At 44.3% G+C, this 15,003-nt stretch carries 8 protein-coding genes and 1 other annotated feature; of the genes, 7 read left to right on the plus strand and 1 reads right to left on the minus strand.

The features are described 5' to 3' along the window. Nucleotides 1-16 precede the first annotated feature (16 nt). The 6 genes from ACZ449_RS04230 to ACZ449_RS04255 all read left to right on the plus strand — a co-directional run bounded on the left by ACZ449_RS04230 (nt 17) and on the right by ACZ449_RS04255 (nt 8,552). Nucleotides 17-1,231, plus strand: coding sequence for a molybdopterin molybdotransferase MoeA (locus ACZ449_RS04230; protein ID WP_464259819.1), 1,215 nt, complete (start codon nt 17-19; stop codon nt 1,229-1,231). Nucleotides 1,232-1,503: 272 nt separating this feature from the next. Then, on the plus strand, nt 1,504-3,648 hold the full coding sequence (gene fdhF, locus ACZ449_RS04235) for a formate dehydrogenase subunit alpha (RefSeq protein ID WP_464261805.1): 2,145 nt from the start codon (nt 1,504-1,506) through the stop codon (nt 3,646-3,648). 278 nt (nt 3,649-3,926) lie between these two features. Next, nucleotides 3,927-6,077, plus strand: coding sequence for a formate dehydrogenase subunit alpha (fdhF, locus tag ACZ449_RS04240; RefSeq protein WP_464259820.1), 2,151 nt, complete (start codon nt 3,927-3,929; stop codon nt 6,075-6,077). A gap of 35 nt (nt 6,078-6,112) precedes the next feature. Continuing rightward, complete coding sequence (locus tag ACZ449_RS04245; RefSeq protein WP_464259821.1) at nt 6,113-6,658, plus strand: 4Fe-4S dicluster domain-containing protein; 546 nt, start codon at nt 6,113-6,115, stop codon at nt 6,656-6,658. Nucleotides 6,659-6,670: 12 nt separating this feature from the next. Then, nucleotides 6,671-8,041, plus strand: a complete 1,371-nt coding sequence (locus tag ACZ449_RS04250; protein WP_464259822.1) for a [FeFe] hydrogenase, group A — start codon at nt 6,671-6,673, stop codon at nt 8,039-8,041. Nucleotides 8,042-8,045: 4 nt separating this feature from the next. Further along, complete coding sequence (locus ACZ449_RS04255) at nt 8,046-8,552, plus strand: 4Fe-4S dicluster domain-containing protein (protein WP_464259823.1); 507 nt, start codon at nt 8,046-8,048, stop codon at nt 8,550-8,552. A gap of 88 nt (nt 8,553-8,640) precedes the next feature. Here the strand turns inward: ACZ449_RS04255 and fdhF (ACZ449_RS04260) are convergent, their stop codons facing one another. Then, on the minus strand, nt 8,641-11,316 hold the full coding sequence (gene fdhF, locus ACZ449_RS04260) for a formate dehydrogenase subunit alpha (RefSeq protein WP_464259824.1): 2,676 nt from the start codon (nt 11,314-11,316) through the stop codon (nt 8,641-8,643). Nucleotides 11,317-12,050: 734 nt separating this feature from the next. Further along, nucleotides 12,051-12,282: a binding site (T-box leader), on the plus strand. A 39-nt stretch (nt 12,283-12,321) separates the two neighbouring features. On the opposite strand from fdhF (ACZ449_RS04260), the gene ACZ449_RS04265 reads away from it, so the two are divergent. Then, on the plus strand, nt 12,322-14,982 hold the full coding sequence (locus ACZ449_RS04265; protein WP_464259825.1) for a valine--tRNA ligase: 2,661 nt from the start codon (nt 12,322-12,324) through the stop codon (nt 14,980-14,982). Nucleotides 14,983-15,003 lie beyond the last annotated feature (21 nt).

Raw genomic sequence — 15,003 nt, forward strand, 5'->3', positions numbered from 1 at the left:
AGGGGGACATAATCTAGTGTCAGTTAAACTGGAGATTGCTCAGGAAATTTTATTGAATTTAGTAAATGTAATGCCCAAGGAACGCGTGGCGTTACAGGAGTGTTGGCGACGTATCTTAGGAGAAACAGTAACATCTGATATGGATTTTCCACCATTTACTCGCTCACCGCTTGATGGGTATGCGCTGATTGCAGAGGAAGTGGCTACTGCAACTCCGGAAAATCCAGTAATTCTTGAGCAAATTGACTATATTCCGGCAGGAGGCAATCCTAGCAAAACGATTAGCGCTGGCACAGCTAGCCGCATTATGACAGGTGCGCCGATACCACCTAATGCTACTGGCGTAATTCGTTTAGAGGACACGATTGTAAATGGTGATAGTGTCAGCATTGTGGATGGAAGCGGCGCAGAAAAAAATATATGTTTACAGGGAGAAGAAATTTTCCTAGGTGAAGAGGTTGTTTCACAGGGGACGATCATAAACTTTGGAGTAATGGGAATGTTAGCTGTCCTTGGCAAAAGTCGGCCCTACGTTTTTCGTAAACCACGTGTAGCCCTTATTGCCACAGGCAGCGAAATTGTACCTGTTGATTTTCCCTTAGCGCCAGGGAAAATTCGCAACTCAAATAGTTATATGCTTAGTGCACAAGTGACTGAAGCAGGCGGGCAGACCGTACTAATGGGGAATGCCTCAGATAATATTGAAGAAATTGCACATTTATTAGAAAGTGCTTCTGATTGTGACTTATTTGTAACTACAGGCGGTGCTTCGGTGGGAGACTATGATCTCATTGGCGAGGTATACAAAAAATTAGGCATTACGTTACTATTCGATAGAGTGAGTATGAAGCCAGGAATGCCTGTGTTAGCAGGAACTCGTGATGGTAAACTTTATCTAGGTTTATCGGGTAATCCGGCAGCTGCAGCGATGTCGTTTGAACAATTGGTGCGTCCTGTGTTAATGAAAATGGCCGGGCGTAAGGTGTGGTGGCGACCTAGAATTAAGGGCATATTAGCGTCACCTTTTAAGAAAAAGACAGGCGCCAAACGTTTTGTCTGGGCACGGTGCTGGCAGGCTGAGGCTGATATGTTAGTTGAACCATCACGCGCCCTAGGCAATGGTATGTTAAAATCGGCTATGGGTGCAAATGCGTTGATTGTTATTCCTGAGGATTCGCCGCCACTGGTGGTAGGTACCGAGGTTGAGGTTATTTTACTGGCAGATGCTTAAAATGAAGACCCCAATTACGAAAATAATTACAATTAACCACGGCGCTATAGTAAATAGGCCGTGGTTAATTTAATTTGCAGCATTATTATGGATTGATTTTGTAAAATTAAAAACTTTGTGAAATTTTTTTCGTATACAGGCAGGAGTTTTTATACAAAGATGGAATAAAGTCAGAAGATTGACAATTTGTCATTAAAAAGCAATAAATATCGTCTGAACTGCAAGAAAAGCCTACTCAAGTGTTAAAACAATTTTGATTAGGGGGGAGAACCTTGGAGAAAGTTCTAACAGTATGTCCGTATTGTGGCGCTGGCTGCCAAATGTATTTAATGGTAGAAAATGGCAGAGTAGTTGGCGCGGAGCCGGCAAATGGACATATTAACGAAGGTGAGCTCTGTTTGAAGGGCCACTATGGCTGGGATTTTTTAAACGATACTAAAATTTTGAGCAAACGTCTGACTAAACCATTACTTAGGTACAACAGAAGTGATGATTTTAAAGAAGTTGAATGGGATGAAGCACTGGATTTTGTAGCTGACAAACTGAAGGATATAAAAGAGAAATATGGATCTGATGCCATTATGGGTACCGGGTCAGCCCGGGGTATGGGCAACGAGCCTAATTATCTTATGCAAAAATTTATGCGCGCGGTGATCGGCACCAATAATGTCGACCATTGCGCCCGTGTTTGACACGCTCCCTCTGTAGCCGGTCTGGCTGCATCATTTGGCAGTGGAGCAATGACAAACTCTATTCCGGAAATTGAAGATGCTACCTGTTTATTTATCTTTGGATATAACGGGGCAGATTCTCACCCGCTGGTGGCCCGGCGTATTGTGAAAGCCAAGGAAAAAGGTGCCAAAATTATTGTTATTGACCCTCGTAAAACAGAATCGGCCAGGATTGCCGATATCTGGCTGCCAATAAAAAATGGTTCCAATATGGCAGCTGTCAACAGCTTTGCCAACCTTATTCTGGCAAAAGGCTGGGAGAATAAAGAGTATATTGAAAAATATACGGAAGGTTTCGACGAATACAAGAAAAATGTAGCTAAATATACGCTTGAGTACGCGCAAAAAATCACAGGACTTGATCCTAAGCTTGTGGAACAGGCTGTGGAAATTTATGCGAAATCAGAAAGATCATTCATTCTCTATGGCATGGGTGTATGCCAGTACAATCAAGCAGTCGATGTTGTCAAAGGATTGGGCAGTTTGTGCCTGTTAACCGGCCAAATTGCGAAGCCTAGCTCAGGCATTGGGCCTGTGCGCGGACAAAACAACGTGCAGGGTGCCTGCGATATGGGTGCACTTCCTAATGTCTATTCTGGCTATCAATCGGTCACCGATCCGGTCAATCGCAAAAAATTCGCTGAGGCATGGGGTGTGGCAAGCCTGCCGGAAAAAGTGGGTTATGCACTTACCGATGTTCCTCATTGTGCCGAAGACGGCAAATTAAAAGCTTTTTATATTATTGGCGAAGATCCTGTCCAGAGTGATCCGGACGCCGCTGGTGTAAGAAAGGCCTTGGATCAATTAGAATTAGTAGTTCTTCAGGATATTTTTATGAATAAAACGGCTTTGCATGCTGATGTCATTTTGCCTGCGACCTCCTGGGGTGAGCATGGTGGTGTATTTAGTGGTGCAGACCGTAGATTCCAACGCTTCCGTAAAGCGGTAGATGCTCAAGGCGACGTTAAGGACGACTGGGTAATTATTTGTGAACTGGCAAAACGATTCGGTTATGAAATGAATTATAAAAATACCGAGGAAATTTGGAATGAGATGATTAGCCTAACCCCAAGCTTTGCTGGGGCAACATATGCAAGGCTGGAACAACTGGGCAGCATTCAGTGGCCATGCCGTACGGTAGAGGAGACGGGAACGCCCTATTTGTTTAAAGGAAACATCTTCCAAACTCCGAGCAAGAAAGGAAATTTCTTTGCAACAGAATGGCGTCCACCGGTTGAACAACCTGATGCGGACTATCCGCTGGTACTATCTACGGTGCGCGAAGTAGGTCATTATTCCTCCCGCACCATGACTGGTAACTGTTGGGGTCTTGCTAAACTGGCTGATGAACCAGGCTATCTCCAAATTCATCCAGATGATGCTGATAAACTTGGGATTGTTGACGAAGAGCTTGTGCGTGTGACTACACGACGCGGTTCGGTTATGACCAGAGCGCTGGTAACAGACCGGGTGCGTGCAGGTGTTGTATATATGACATATCAATGGTGGGTGGGGGCTTGTAACGAATTGACCATCCATGTAGTTGATCCTATTTCTAAAACACCTGAATATAAGTACTGTGCGGTCAAAGTAGAAGCGATCAGTGATCAGAAACAGGCAGAAGAAGATCTTACTGCAGAATATAATGAGCTTAAACGTAAATTAGGCGGCAGTGTTTCTCAATAGTGAAATTTTGATTTTGGGGGAACATGCGGGCATAGCAACTTCGTAAGTGAGCTGGGTTATTATAGTAAGATGGTGTATGCTGCTTTAACTGAACCGCACGGTCATAGTATGGACTTGCAAGGAAATTAGCCTTTCTAAAATGATTAGAAGTGCTCTTATGGTGAACTAATAGGTGGGCACTTCTCGTACATGGTAGCATCGTGTTTGCTTATTTCACTAAATAATTCTCCCAGCGCTTTATATAAATTACAAGTGCATTATAAAGGGGGAGAAGTGAGTTGGAAAAAGTATTAACAGTATGTCCCTATTGTGGGTCAGGCTGCCAACTGTACCTTTGTGTTGAAAACAACAGGGTTGTTGGGGCTGAACCGGCAAATGGGCCAATCAATGAAGGCGAATTATGTTTGAAAGGTTACTATGGTTGGGATTTTTTAAATGATACGAAAATCTTGAGTAAACGTCTTACTAAACCTATGCTCCGCTATAACCGTAATGAATCTTTACATGAAGTTGAATGGGACGAAGCCTTGGATTATGTAGCTGACAGGCTTAAAGCCATTAAAGAGAAATATGGTCCTGATTCGATTATGGGTACTGGATCAGCCCGAGGGACAGGTAACGAAACCAACTATGTCATGCAGAAATTCATGCGGGCAGTTATCGGGACGAATAATGTTGACCACTGCGCGCGGGTGTGCCATGGACCCTCTGTTGCCGGCTTGACAACAATTTTTGGCAGCGGGGCGATGTCAAACTCAATACCTGAGATTGAAAACGCGGATTGCTTGTTAATTTTTGGCTATAATGCAGCCGATGCGCATCCTCTGGTGGCCAAACGAATTGTGCGTGCCAAACAAAAAGGTGCAAAGCTGATTGTTGTAGATCCCCGGAGAACTGAGGCTGCGCGTATTTCGGATTTATGGCTCCAACTAAAAAATGGTTCGAATATGGCCTTGGTCAATAGCTTTGCTAATCTTATTTTGGCTAAGGGCTGGCAAAATGACAAATTTATTGCTAACTTTACAGAGGGTTTTGCCGACTATCATAAAACGGTAGAGCACTATACGCCGGAATATGCTCAGTCTATTACTGGTATTGACCCCAAATTAGTAGAAGAGGCAATGAAAATATACACTCATTCTAAGAACTCCTTTATCTTGTGGGGGATGGGTGTCACCCAATTTGGTCAGGCAGTTGATGTTGTAAAAGGTCTTGGTTCGCTATGTCTTTTGACAGGACAAATTGGCAAGCCAAGTTCTGGGGTAGGGCCGGTGCGTGGTCAAAATAATGTGCAGGGAGCCTGCGATATGGGTGCATTACCTAATGTCTACCCTGGCTATCAGGCAGTCACTGATGCGGCTAACCGCAAAAAATTTGCTAAGGCCTGGGGTGTAGACCAGTTGCCAGATAAAGTTGGTTTTACCATTACTGAGGTTCCCCATGCGGTTGCTGCAGGTAAACTGAAAGCCTTCTATATTATTGGTGAAGATCCGGCGCAAAGCGATCCTGATTCTGCTGGTTTGAGAAAAGCGCTTACTGATTTAGAATTTGTGGTATTCCAGGACATTTTCATGAACAAAACAGCACACTTTGCCGATGTCATACTGCCGGCCACTTCCTGGGGTGAGCATGGCGGGGTATTCAGCGGGGCTGACCGTCGGTTTCAACGCTTCAGGAAAGCAGTTGATGCCAAAGGTGATGTTAAGGACGATTGGGCTATTATTGGTGAATTAGCTAAGCGATTTGGCTATGAACTGACCTATAAAGACACCGAAGAAATCTGGAACGAATTAATTAGCTTATGTCCAAGTTACGCTGGCGCAACTTATGAGAAAATGGAGCGCCAGGGTAGTGTGCTATGGCCTTGCCGTACGAAGGAAGACACAGGTACGGACTATTTATTCAAAGGGAATGTATTTCAAACAGCCAGCAAGAAGGGAATTTTCTTTGCCACTGAATGGCGAGCGCCAGCAGAAGTGCCTGATGAAGAATATCCGACAGTGCTTTGCACTGTGCGTGAAGTTGGCCATTACTCGTCCCGGACAATGACTGGCAATTGTTGGGGATTGTCCAAACTAGCCGACGAACCTGGCTATGTTCAGATTAGCGAAGAGGATGCTGCACGCCTGGGAATTGAAGATGAAGAGCTGATGCGAGTTACTTCGCGGCGTGGTTCTGTAATGTCCCGTGCTAAGGTTAGTGACCGGGTAAAAGCGGGAGCTGTGTACATGACCTATCAATGGTGGATTGGCGCTTGTAATGAACTTACTATTGATAACCTTGATCCAATTTCTAAAACGCCTGAGTATAAATATTGTGCAGTAAAACTGGAGGCAATTGAGGATCAGTCGCAAGCCGAGCAACAGCTTGTTACACTATATGACAATATGAAACGTAAAATGGGTGCTGAAGTGTCAAACATAAAATAATGCAAGAAGTTAAACTTCTTGAAAGGGAGGTAACTATGGAAAAGTTGAGCCCGTTTGTTGTTGGAGACGGGGAAAAATGTATTGGCTGTAAAGCCTGTGAAGTCGCTTGCCATGTATCCCATAATGTCGAGGGTATTACGGCAGGCAACATTGATACCCCTGTGTTCCCTAAATTGTTTGTTACCCGCGTGGAAGAGGTGACTATGCCAGTGCAGTGTCACCATTGTGAAGATGCTCCCTGCGCGCAGGCTTGTCTTGAAAAAGCGATTTACTTTGAAGGCGATAAAGTACTCATTCAGACGGAAAAGTGCAAAGGCTGTAAAGATTGTCTGGTGGCCTGTCCGTTTGGGGCAGTAGAACTTGTGCCACGTTTTGTTAAGGGTAAAGAGGTTATCCAGGAAAATTTAGGCAAGCCCGTATTGTATGGCAATAAATGTGACTTATGCTATACCCGGGAAAAAGGTCCTATCTGTGTTGAAACTTGTCCGCAACAAGCATTACGCTTGGTGGAACCTCATAAGGAAAAAAAAGAAAAAAATAAAAAAGCTGTCGCTACGATTGCCGGCATGTTTAAAAAATAGGAGGTGAGTATTATGCAATATACAATTGAGATTGATCAGGAATTATGTACCGGATGTCACCGGTGTACCGATGTTTGTCCTGTTGGAGCTATTGGTGGGCCAGAAGGAATGCCAGTAGATATTAATTATGATAAATGTTGTTTCTGCGGGCAGTGTGTGCAGATGTGCAGCGCATACCAGGAATACAAGTCAGATACTAGTAAACCACGTGAAACCAAGATGCAGGAGCGCGGTTTATTAGCGAGTGTAAAGGAACCGTTATTTGCCGCCCATAATATGGGGCATGCACAGCAGGTCTGGCAAGCAATCAACAATCCTGATGTAGTGACCATGGTTCAATGTGCACCAGCTGTCCGGGTTGGGCTGGCTGAAGACTTTGGTATGGAGTCAGGCGAATTAGTTGCCGGTAAAATGATTACTGCTCTTAGAAAACTTGGCTTTGACAAAGTATATGATACCAACTTTACTGCTGACCTAACAATTATGGAGGAAGGCAGCGAGTTAATTAAACGGATACAGGAAAATGGTACATTGCCCATGTTTACTTCCTGTTGCCCGGCGTGGGTTAAATATGTTGAGCAAGAGTACTTTGATTTGCAAGCAAATCTATCAACATGTAAATCTCCACAGCAGATGGCAGGCGCCTTGTTCAAGACCTATGGCGCACAGGTAGAGAAGGTCGATCCCAAGAAAATAGTCAGTGTATCTGTTATGCCCTGTACGGCCAAAAAATTTGAAGCTGCTCGTCCGGAAATGAAGTCAAGTGGCAGCCAAGACGTGGATATTGTTTTGACAACAAGAGAATTGGCTAATCTAATCAAATACGCTGGCATTGATTTTAAAAATCTTGAACCAAGCCAGCCGGATTCCGTATTAGGAGCTTATACTGGTGCCGGACATATTTTTGGGGTTACAGGCGGAGTTATGGAAGCCGCACTCCGGACAGGCTATGAATTGATTACTGGTAAGGCGCTTGACGATATCAATATACTGGATGTACGGTATAGCGAAGGCGTAAAACGCGCAACCATTCAAGTTGGCGATTTGGCGATTAAAACAGTAGTAGTAGCCGGCCTTGCCAATGCAGCGCCTATTCTAGAAGAAGTGAAAAATGGTACTGCTGATTTCCATTTTGTCGAAGTTATGGCTTGTCCGCAAGGCTGCATCAGTGGCGGCGGTCAGCCAAAAGTTCTTTTGGAAAATGAACGCAAAGCGGTCTATACCAGCCGCAGGGATTCAATGTATAAGCATGATGAGGAATTGCCGTTAAGAAAGTCGCATGACAATCCCGAAGTTGCTAAGCTGTACAAAGACTTTTTGGGCAAACCACTTGGTCACAAATCGCATGAATTACTGCACACCCATTATGTGAGGAGGGGCTAAAAGTATGCTTGATACTGCTTTTGTTATCGGAGACCCCGATTTATGCATCGGCTGTCGTACTTGTGAACTTGCTTGTGTGTTAGCCCATACAAAAAAACAATTAGGTACTGAGGAAATTAAGAGTGTACCATTTTTGCCCCGGCTGTCTGTTGTAAAAACTGAGGATATCAGTGTGCCAGTACAGTGCCGTCAATGTGAAGATGCCCCTTGTGCGGAGGCTTGCCCGGAAAAAGCCATTGTGCACCGTGGTCAGGCCATTTATGTGCTTGCTGAAAAATGTGTTGGTTGCAAAAACTGTTTGATGGCCTGCCCAATAGGTGCTGTTTATTTAACACGCGAAGGCGAAGGCGCTTGTCAAAAAACAGCTTACAAATGTGATTTGTGTGCTGAAGTTGCTGACGGGCCACAATGTGTTAAAAAGTGTCCGACAAAAGCATTGTCGGTACTGTTGCCGGAAACTATCGAAGCTAGTATTAAGGATAAACGTACAAATGCTGTAAGGAATGCATAGAAGCTTGTTATAATTCGGCTTTTATAAGTTGAAAAAATCAGTGGCACTCTGCAGAGTGCCACTGATTTTTTATTTTTTTAGCTACTAATTAAAGCTTTTCGATTTTAACCCCACATACCTTATATTCATAGGTCTTGGTTGTTTTGTCTAAGTTTCCACTGGTAAGTTCATTGGTCGGGGTTGCGAGATAATGGAAGGACATCCAGATAACTCCCGGCTGTACACGGTCTGTAATCCATGCTTTGGTTTGAACTTTGCCGCGCCGTGAGGACACACTAATGATTTCTTGATTTTGGATACCTAGCCGTTTGGCATCATCAGGATGTATCATAGCTTGCTCCTCAGAACGGAAGTCTGTCAGCGTTTTTGAGTAGCCTGGGGTAGTTATGTTGTAGTGATAGAGAATACGGCCTGTACTAAGCAAGAACGGATACTCGGTATCCGGCTCTTCGCCAGGAGCTTGGTGGTCAATGGCTATGAACCTGGCAATTCCACAGGTGAACTTGCCTTTGTCATGCAGATATTGAGTACCGGGATGGTTTTTATCCGGAACTGGCCATTGTAGGCCGCTTGCTTCAAGGCGGTCAAATGTAACGCCGCCATAGATTGGGCTGAGTGAGGCCATTTCATCCATAATCTCACTTGGATGACTATATGACATCGGGTAACCCATGCGATTGGATAAATCCATCAAAATACGCCAGTCTGGGCGGCTGTTGCCGATGGGATTGATGGCTTGCCGAACCAGTTGAATGCGGCGTTCTGTATTAGTAAAGGTGCCATCCTTTTCAGCAAAGGATGCTCCTGGTAAAACAACATCAGCTAATTTGGCCGTTTCGGTTAGGAACAGATTTTGCACAACAAGGAAATCAAGATGCTTGAGTCCTTTGCGTACATGATTGGCGTCGCCGTCAGTTAGCACTGGATCTTCGCCCATAACATACAGGGCTTTGAGTTCACCACTAATGGCTTTATCGAACATATCTGGAATCATGAGTCCTACTTTGTTTGATAGTTTTACGTTCCATGCCTTTTCAAATTTTTCTTGAACCATTGGGAAATCGACTTTTTGATAGCCTGGATAAACATTAGGTAAAGCACCCATATCACAGGCACCCTGCACGTTGTTTTGTCCACGCATTGGGTTCAGACCAGCATTTGGTTTGCCGATGTTACCAGTCAGTAAGGTAAGATTGGCTAAACTCATAACATTATCTGTGCCGCATACGTGTTCAGTGATTCCCAATGTATAAAAAATCTGTGCTGCTTCAGCAGTACCATAGATTTTAGCTGCTTCAAACAGTAAATGTTTTGGTACGCCGGTGATGTTTTCTACATATTCCGGGGTATATTTTTCTACTGTTTCAGCAACCTGCTCATACCCGCTGGTGCAGGATTCAATAAAGGTTTTATCATGCCAGCCGGACTTAATAATGATGCGCATAAGGCCGTTGATTAACGCAATGTCAGTGCCCGGTTTTAAGCGCAGCCAAACATGGGCTTTGCCAGCCAATTCGGTTTTTCGCGGATCAGCTACTACGAGTGTAGCACCGTTGCGGAGGGCTTGCCGCATTTTTGCACCGATGACAGGATGGGCTTCAGTTGGGTTAGCCCCAATTACAAACAGAACTTTACTTTGGGGAATTTCGTTTATAGAGTTGGTCATTGCTCCAGAGCCGAATGAAGTGGCCAGACCGGCCACAGTGGGAGCGTGTCAAGTACGTGCGCAATGATCAACATTGTTGGTGCCGATCGCTGCGCGCATAAATTTTTGCATTAGGTAATTATCTTCATTGACGCACCTGGCAGAACTGAGTGCCGCAATAGCGTCGCCGCCATAGGTGGTTTTTATTTCGCCAAATTTGCTGGCAATTAGATCATAAGCCTCGTCCCAGCTTGCCTCAACAAATTCACCGTTTTTCTTAATCAACGGTGTGGTAAGACGCTCAGGGCTGTGAATATAGTCAGTACCAAAACGTCCTTTAACGCAGGTTAAACGGCCGTTAACTGGACTGGTTAGATTAGAGGTAACACCAATGACCTTATCGTCTTTTACATTTAGATCGAAGTTGCAGCCTACACCGCAGAAGGGGCAGGTTGTTTTGACTTTTTTATCAGGCAAACCAGCATAGTGCATAGGCTTTTCGGTCAAAGCGCCTACTGGGCAAGCCGATACACAGGTTCCGCAAAATAAACAACTGGACGAATCGATCAGGGGCTCGTCAAAAGCAGGTGCTACTTTGGTATCAAATCCTCTGTTTGTCCATTCAAGGGTATCGCAGCATTGCACTTCCCGGCAAACTCGGACACAACGTCCGCAAAGAATACATTTGTTATTATCCCGAATAATAAAGGGGTTGCTGTCGTCTACGGCAAATTGGCGGCGATCGCCATTGAAGCGAATCTCGCGGATACCGAGTTGGTTTGCCAGCGACTGCAACTCACAATCCAGGTTGCGCTGACAAGATAAACAATCCTGCGGGTGGTTAGCCAAAATGAGTTCCACGACGCTTTTGCGTGCTTCCCGGATAACTGCAGAGTTGGTGCGTACAACCAACCCTTCAGAAGCTGGGTAAGTGCAGGCGGTAACGAGTCCGCGGGCACCTTCTACTTCCACGACACAGACACGGCAGGCTCCTTCGGGGGTTAAATCAGCGAGATGGCATAACGTAGGGATTGTTACTCCTGCTTGTTGGGCGGCTTCTAAGAGCGTACTTCCTGCGGCGGTCTCGATGACTTGCCCGTCAATAGTTAGTTTGATCATTAACTGTGTTCACACTCCTTGTGGTAGTATAGATAATATCGAAAGGAAACTTAAAACGACTTATGGATTATTAAAAATTTTATGTGCAGACTGAATAGGGGGTGAATTTTGTTCTGCTAAAATATAGTGATTTTTCAGTATAAGGACAATAAACTTGTTTGTTTACACTTCGATTATAGGTTTTGTGGCAGGTAGTTAGGCTTAGTTTGTTTCTGTTTTTCCGTCGCATAAGATACTCACATTAGCCTAAAGCTAACATCCATTCCTCCTTACAATAATAGTTCGACGTTGCCTTTGGCTTTCCTCCTTTTTTAGAATAGAATAGAGGGGTTAAGGGTAACTAAGTAGTGGCTAATACCTCTCATTATATATATTGTAGAAACTGATCGCTGTAAGTGCTAATTCATTATTCTGAATGGCAAGAATATTATACTCAAACGAGCAGGACAGCTTGCGAGCTGTAAATAAAAGGAATTAGTGAATAGTTTCACTGAATTATTTTTGGAAGGCGAGTCATGAAAAGCCGGAGTATACAAAATATTGATATTATTATAACCATTTATTATAATTAAGCAAAATATTTATCTGATATGGAGCTGATTTGATTGATAGATTGTTATTTTTTAAATGAGAATACTATAGATGATTTAAGTAAGGCTGAAAAATCACAAAATGAAATGCCCGAACTTGACACTGTCCAGCAGGATAGGTATAATAAAGTCAATTGTATATGATGAATAGCGATGAATGGAAGAGTACGCTAACGCGACTGTTCAGAGAGGAAACCCTTGGCTGCAAGGTTTCTCAGTACGCAAGCTGCAGGTCATCCGGGAGCTGCTGTATTGAACCATTAAGTAGATGCAGCCGGGTTTGTGCCACGTAAAGGCATAGGGAGTGTCTGGTAGTAATTTATGCCAGAAATAAAGGTGGTACCACGGAAGAAACAAAAGCTCTTTCGTCCTTGGAGGACGAAAGAGCTTTTTTATATTTATTCAAGGAGGCACTATGGAACAAGAGCAGACTAACAATATCTCAACTGTGTATGACCCACAGACGGTAGAAGCTAAGTGGTACAAATTCTGGGAAGATAATAGTTTATTTCATGCTGAGGTAGACCCTGAAAAGCAAGCTTTTAGCATTGTAATACCGCCGCCTAATGTGACAGGGCAACTCCATATGGGGCATGCTCTGGATAACACCTTGCAGGATATTCTTATTCGTTTTAAACGCCAGCAGGGCTATAATACTTTGTGGATGCCAGGTTCCGACCACGCCGGGATTGCTACACAGATCAAAGTTGAGGAAGTGCTGGCCCAAGAGGGAAAGACCCGCTATGATCTAGGGCGTGAACCTTTTATTGACCGGGTATGGGAGTGGAAAGGGCAGTATGGTAGTCGGATAATTAATCAGCTCAAGCGCTTAGGTGCTTCCTGTGACTGGGAACGGGAGCGCTTTACGATGGATGAGGGTTGCTCTAAGGCTGTACGCGAGGTCTTTGTCAGCCTGTATGAACAGGGCCTTATCTATCAGGGACATCGTATTACCAACTGGTGTCCGCGTTGCAACACTGCCTTAAGTGATATTGAAGTTGAGCATGAAGAAACGCCAGGTCATCTCTACCATGTCCGGTACTTAGTGGAAGGTACTGATGGGGAGTATGTTACGGTAGCAACCACACGTCCTGAGACAATCTTAGGTGATAGTGGTGTAGCGGTTCATCCTGAAGATGGACGTTACAAACACCTTGTTGGCAAGTATTTAATCCTGCCCCTTATTGGCCGCCGTCTGCCACTTTTTACTGATGAATATGTTGATCCTTCGTTTGGAACCGGAGCGGTAAAAGTTACTCCCGCTCACGACCCGAATGACTTTGATATGGGGCTTAGACATAAGTTAGAGGAAATAGTTGTTATAAATCCTGATGGTACAATGGCAGCCAATACCGGTAAGTATGCGGGTATGGATCGCTATGAATGTCGCAAGGCTTTGGTAAATGACTTGAAAGACCAAGGATATCTTGTGAAAATTGATGAACACAGTCATGCTGTTGGTCATTGTCAGCGTTGCAGCACAGTAGTGGAACCATTAGTTTCTAAGCAGTGGTTTGTTAAAATGGAGCCACTAGCTAAACCAGCTATTGAGGCTGTAACTTCAGGCCAAATTGAATTTGTGCCTGAGCGGTTTACCAAAATCTATACTAATTGGCTGGAAAACATTCGGGATTGGTGCATTTCCCGTCAAATCTGGTGGGGGCATCGCATCCCGGCTTGGTATTGTGAATGTGGCGAGGTTACTGTATCCCGGGAAGATATTACAGTTTGCCCTAAGTGCGGCGGGAAGGTTGAACAAGACCCTGATGTGCTTGATACTTGGTTTAGTTCCGGGTTATGGCCGTTTTCCACCATGGGTTGGCCTAAGGATACGGCTGAACTTAAACAATTTTACCCCACAAGTGTACTAGTAACCGGCTATGACATTATTTTCTTCTGGGTAGCCAGAATGATCATGATGGGGCTGAAGTTTCAAGAGAATATTCCCTTTAAGCATGTGTTTATTCATGGCTTGGTGCGCGATAACCAGGGACGGAAGATGAGTAAGTCACTAGGTAATGGCATTGACCCGCTAGAGGTAATTGATAAATACGGTGCAGATACACTACGATTTATGTTGATAACTGGTAACACTCCTGGTAATGACATGCGCTTTTATTGGGAACGTGTCGAGTCCAGCCGTAACTTTGCCAACAAAATCTGGAATGCCTCACGCTTTGTATTGATGAATCTGGAAGGGTTTGATCCGGAGTTTGTGCCTGATGCTAAGACGTTTACACTTGCGGACCGCTGGATTTTGAGCCGCTATAATGCCACTGTGGCTGATGTAACGCGCAATCTTGAGCGTTTTGAACTAGGGGAAGCCGCCCGCATGGTTTATGAATTTATCTGGGATGAGTTCTGTGATTGGTATATTGAATTGGCTAAAGGCCGCCTTTATAACAAAGAAGATGCCGAGAGCCGCAAAGTGGCGCAATACCTGTTAAGTTATGTTCTGAGCAATACGTTAAAGCTATTGCATCCATTTATGCCGTTTATTACCGAAGCTATTTGGCAGAGTCTGCCACACCAGGGAATTAGCATAATGACAGCTGGCTGGCCGGCTGAAGACCAGGAACTTACTAACCATGAAGACGAACAACTAATGGGCGTTCTTATGGAGACAATTAAGTCAATTCGTAATATGCGGGCTGAAGTCAACGTACACCCTGGTAAAAAGAGCCAAGTAATTTTGAAAATGGCTTCTGGTGAGTTCAAAGCTAAGATGGAGGCCAATACTAGCTATATTAAAACATTAGCAGCTGCTGAGCCAATCACTATCCTTGCTGCTAGTGATGCCAATCCAGAAAATGCGATGACAGCGGTGGTTAATGGTGTCGAAATTTATTTGCCACTCAAAGGACTTATCGATGTCGAGAAAGAAACAGCTCGGCTGAACAAAGAAATCAGCAATCTGGACAAAGAACTATCACGTATTAGCGGCAAACTGGGTAACCCTGGCTTTACGGCCAAGGCTCCTGCTGATGTCATTGAAAAGGAAAAAGCCAAACAAACCGAATTCGTAGAAAAGCAAACGGCTATTAAAGAACGCTTGGCCTATTTGGCTCAGCTATAATTAGTCGATGCCTAAAAAATG

The sequence above is a fragment of the Desulfosporomusa polytropa genome (genome assembly GCF_055380075.1).

Coding starts and splice junctions, on each gene's coding strand:
- ACZ449_RS04245 (WP_464259821.1), top strand. CDS start 6,113: ATGGAAAAGTTGAGCCCGTTTGTTGTTGGAGACGGGGAAAAATGTATT.
- ACZ449_RS04250 (WP_464259822.1), top strand. CDS start 6,671: ATGCAATATACAATTGAGATTGATCAGGAATTATGTACCGGATGTCAC.
- ACZ449_RS04255 (WP_464259823.1), top strand. CDS start 8,046: ATGCTTGATACTGCTTTTGTTATCGGAGACCCCGATTTATGCATCGGC.
- ACZ449_RS04265 (WP_464259825.1), top strand. CDS start 12,322: ATGGAACAAGAGCAGACTAACAATATCTCAACTGTGTATGACCCACAG.